General features: G+C 66.5%; 4 protein-coding genes. 3 read left to right on the top strand and 1 reads right to left on the bottom strand.

The window, feature by feature from the left end:
- Nucleotides 1–548: 548 nt before the first annotated feature.
- Nucleotides 549–1,214, bottom strand: coding sequence for a phosphate signaling complex PhoU family protein (locus ACWDU1_RS31055; protein ID WP_450003945.1), 666 nt, complete (start codon nt 1,212–1,214; stop codon nt 549–551).
- Between the two features lie 94 nt (nt 1,215–1,308).
- Here ACWDU1_RS31055 and ACWDU1_RS31050 point away from each other — a divergent pair, with 94 nt between their 5' ends.
- From ACWDU1_RS31050 to ACWDU1_RS31040, 3 genes are all read left to right on the top strand, one after another.
- Nucleotides 1,309–1,704: a nitroreductase/quinone reductase family protein gene (locus tag ACWDU1_RS31050; RefSeq protein ID WP_450003943.1), complete on the top strand. Its 396-nt coding sequence runs from the start codon at nt 1,309–1,311 to the stop codon at nt 1,702–1,704.
- Nucleotides 1,705–1,977: 273 nt separating this feature from the next.
- Nucleotides 1,978–2,871 carry an MlaE family ABC transporter permease gene (locus ACWDU1_RS31045; protein WP_450003942.1) on the top strand — a complete coding sequence of 298 codons (894 nt, stop codon included), beginning with the start codon at nt 1,978–1,980 and terminating at the stop codon, nt 2,869–2,871.
- Nucleotides 2,871–3,229 (top strand): ABC transporter permease (locus tag ACWDU1_RS31040; protein ID WP_450003940.1); only part of this gene is annotated, 359 nt, incomplete at its 3' end. The genes ACWDU1_RS31045 and ACWDU1_RS31040, both read left to right, overlap by 1 nt.

The raw sequence follows: 3,229 nt of genomic DNA, 5'->3' as shown, positions 1-3,229 counted from the left end.
TGCCCGGCTTTACTTCATATGCTGTGGACTTCAACGAATTTCCTTGCCGAGGTTCCGGGATGTGCCGTGTGCCGAGCACCGGCGTCAAGCTACCGGTCGTCAGCTAACCGAAAGCTATTGTGCGGTGTGAGATTCGGCATACCTGGGCGGGAGTACCCGGGAGAGTGCGCGGGTACTCCTGGTTCATCGGGAGAGCGCCACCCCCGAGTCGCCGTGCCGGCGCCGACTCGGGGGTGGGCCTGCCACGAACGAGGCGCTGAATACCCGGCGGGAGTGGCGGGCCGGTTGTCCGGACCGGGTTCCGCACCGCGCCGCGGGACTTGATGAGGGGGAGACCCGTGGACGCTTCCGCGCCGGATGCGCTCGTCGTGACGTACTGGGGCCGGGAGAATCCCGGCCGTGTCTATGAAGATATCGATGTGCTTCGAGCTCGGCGTACCCGGCAGTGGGATACGCCCGCCTGCCCCACGCCCGCCGGCGCATTGGTGAAAAGCATAGGGAATTCCCATGATTGGGAGCGAGCCGGGGTGGGTGAACGGCTGCGGCCGTCAGTCGGCGGGTTCTTCCTCGGGTATCAGCTGCGCGGTCGGGGGGATGCCGGTGTCCAGGAACTGGATCAGCCGTTCGATGCGATCGGTGTGGTCGAGGGTGCGGGAGAGCTTGTCGCCGACGAGCGCGAGGGTCATGGCACCCTCGATGGCGTGTTCGCCCGAGGACAGCGCCGAATGTAGTTTCCGGTTCAGTTCCTGCATATCGGCGGCGGCCGCGGCGTCGTCACGGGCGTGGCGGGCGGTGGTGACGGCGCGCTGGGCGCGGGCGGTGGATTCGGCGGCCAGTTCGGACATCTGCGCGAGCACGGCGAGGATGGGCGCCGGGGCCAGCGGGTCGGGGTGGGATTGGTACACCTGGTCGGCTATCCGGCTCAGCAGCCAGCCGATGCGGGAGAGTTCACCGGCGATCTGGATCGCGGTCACCACGTGCCGTAGGTCGCGGGCGACGGGCGCCTGTAGTGCCAGCAGCACGACGGTGCGTGCCTCGCAGGCGCCGTACATCGCCTGCAATCGCTCGTCGTGAGCGAAGACCTCGTAGGTCGCGGTGAGGTCGGCCCCCACGAGAGCGTCGGTCACACGTTCGGCCGCTTCATGGCTGATGTGGCACATCTGTGTGAGATCCGCTGTCAACGCGACGAGCTCGTTGGTGAACTGAGTTCGCACGGAGGAATTGTCACCTATCGCGCCGGTATCGGTCGAATGATCCGATGATTCTCCGCGACAGGCAGCCGGCCCCCGCCGGTGTTACCGTCACCACATGACCGATTTCCGGCGTATGAAGCATCGGGTTGTCACTACTCTGCAGCGCCGGATCGGTAATCCGCTGAACCGGCGGCTGCCGTTTCAGCAGTTGCTGGAGACGACCGGCCGGGTCAGCGGGGAGCCGCGGGTGGTGCCGATCGGCGGGCGTCGGACCGGGAACGAGTTCTGGTTCGTCTCCGAATTCGGTCACCGCTCGAACTATGTCCGCAATATCGAGGCCGACAGCCGGGTCCGGGTGCGCCTGCACGGGGAATGGCATACCGGGACCGCCTATCTCGTGCCCGAGGACGACCCGGTGCGGCGGCTCGCGTCGCTACCGCGTGGCAACAGCGCGGTGGTGCGGGCGGTGGGCACGGATCTGCTGACGATTCGAGTGGATCTCGACGCTTGATCGCGTTCTTCGATTCTTGTGTGACACGCAGATATCTATTCGATAGAACTTGTTCTAATCAGTTTTTCCTCCCGGAGTGAGTGCGCCCACAATGGGTCGCAATTCATATCGAGATGCCATTTTCGGTGCCCACTGTCACACGCCACATAATTTGTCCGTGACCTTCCGTAACCATTAGCTTGCTCTCCGTTGGCATCGATGCCGGACCGGAGAGATCACACGCATGAAATTCGCTACATTCCGCGCCGCGACCGCGGCCCCGGGATCTCGGCCATGAGCTCCGAGAGACCTCTCGCGTCCATCGATCCGGATCCGCGGCCGGAGCCGGGCGGCCCGGCCGCCGGGCCCGGTAAAACCGCGCGGGAGATCGTCGCGGACAACTTCTCGGGCACGGTCGTATCCTCGGTCCGCACCTTCGGCCGCGCGGTCGCGATGGCGCAGGAATCGGTCACCGGCGCGGTCTCCGACCTGGCCCGGGGCCGGTTCCAATGGCAGGAGATGCTGGTCCAGGCCTGGCGACTGGTCACCGTGACCGCGTTCCCGGCCATTCTGATGGCGGTGCCGTTCGGAGTGATCGTCTCGGTCCAGGTCGGCAATCTGATCCACAACCTGGGTGCCGATTCCCTGCTGGGCGCGACCGGCGGTCTCGGCGTGATCAAACAGGGCGCGCCGATGGCGACCGGCTTCCTGCTCGGCGGCGCCGGTGCCGCGGCCATCGCGGCCGATCTCGGCGCCCGCACCATCCGGGAGGAAATCGACGCCCTCAACACCATGGGCATCGGCCCGGTGCACCGGCTGGTGATCCCGCGCATGGTCGCGATGCTGCTGGTCGCGCCGCTGCTCAATATTCTGGTGATCTTCGTCGGCGTCGTGGCCGGATACCTGGTGGCCATCGGCGGGCAGGGTGTCACCCCCGGTTCGTACTGGGCGACCTTCGGCTCGTTCACCACCGCCGCCGATGTCTGGGTGTCGCTGCTCAAGGCGGTGATCTTCGGATTCCTGGTGGTGATCATCGCCTGCCAGCGCGGACTCGAGGCCAAGGGCGGGCCCCGCGGGGTCGCCGACGCGGTGAACGCCGCGGTGGTGCTGTCGGTGGTGTGCATCGTGGTCGTCAATCTGGCGATGACGCAGGTGACCGCCATGTTCCTGCCCACCAGGCTGGCGTGATGGCGGCGACCTCGTACGCCCCGAAGGGGCTGCACTTCCTCGCGCGCTACTTCCGCCGGGGCAGCCGGGTACTGGGCGCGGTGGACTCGGTCGGCTTCGTCACGGTGTTCTGCTGGCAGGTGCTCTCCTCGATACCGCTGGCACTACGCCGGTACCGGGCCGAAACCTTGCGGATCATCACCGATATGACCTGGGGGCGCGGCTCGGTGATCGTGGGCGGCGGGACCGTCCCGATGATGATCGTGCTCGGACTGGTGATCGGCGCGTCGATCGGCGTGGAGTCCTTCGCGACCCTGGATATGCTCGGCATGGGCCCGGTCACCGGAATCGTGTCCGCCTTCGCGACCACCCGGGAACT

It is taken from the genome of Nocardia sp. NPDC003345 (assembly GCF_053589395.1).
This window is presented reverse-complemented; position numbering and strand designations above follow the sequence as displayed.

What these genes read in the sequence shown, in the direction of transcription:
- ACWDU1_RS31050 (WP_450003943.1), top strand. Translation starts at nt 1,309, where the DNA reads ATGACCGATTTCCGGCGTATGAAGCATCGGGTTGTCACTACTCTGCAG.
- ACWDU1_RS31045 (WP_450003942.1), top strand. Translation starts at nt 1,978, where the DNA reads ATGAGCTCCGAGAGACCTCTCGCGTCCATCGATCCGGATCCGCGGCCG.